General features: G+C 29.3%; 1 tRNA gene. It reads left to right on the forward strand.

From position 1 onward, the window contains the following. Nucleotides 1-710: 710 nt before the first annotated feature. A tRNA-Ser gene (locus BN338_RS09415) sits at nt 711-800 on the forward strand. Nucleotides 801-866: the final 66 nt, after the last annotated feature.

Below are 866 nucleotides of genomic sequence, written 5' to 3' on the forward strand. Positions count from 1 at the left end.
CTTAGTCAATGCAAATCTTGCGTAAAATTTTACTCAAATAGTGTAAGAACTAAAAAAATCACTGTTAATCAATAAAAATTTTGCCGTAATTCTAGCTGAGTTTTTCAGTTTTTTACTCTATGAGAGTAAATCAGTTATTTTCTCTATTCTTTAGCTGTACAAGATACCTAAATATTTTTATTAAAAAATTAAAATCTTTTAAAGAGTTCTCTTATTAAATCATACTTAATTTAAAATCAATACAAGCTTACCTTTAATAATATGCCATTCTTAGAATTTATCTCTCATAAACAGTCAGAATAATAACATTTTCTTTTCGCAAAATATGAACAAACTAAATGAAATAAATATCTGGAAAGGTAAAATAATTTAAAAATATACGTCTACAAATAGTTTAATATACTTTATCAAACATCTCCAACTGAACATATCTTATCATGATGAAAATGACTGTTATAAATTTTAAAAATATCGCTCTGTAAAAAACTTTTAGACAAGAAAATGAAATGATAAATATCATTTTTTCCTTTCATTTTTTCAGAAAGAATTATTATATTTAAAAGTAAAAACATTAGCTAACACACTCGAATAATTGACTTATGAGGAATCATTTTGCTTGCAACTTAAATAATTTTACAAAAAACGCTTTAGAATGCGTATTAAAATGATTGACCTTTTGCAAGAAGTTTGTCAAAAAGCATATCTCATTTGGAGGGGTGGCCGAGCGGTTTAAGGCACCGGTCTTGAAAACCGGCGTGCAGGAGACTGTACCGTGGGTTCGAATCCCACCCCCTCCGCCACAGCACTTTTATCGTGCTTGTAGCTTGTCATCAGGTTTTGCAGAATTTGACAGCAGGTTTTGCAGC

This window comes from Bartonella queenslandensis AUST/NH15 (assembly GCF_000312585.1).
Classification (GTDB): Bacteria; Pseudomonadota; Alphaproteobacteria; order Rhizobiales; family Rhizobiaceae; genus Bartonella; species Bartonella queenslandensis_A.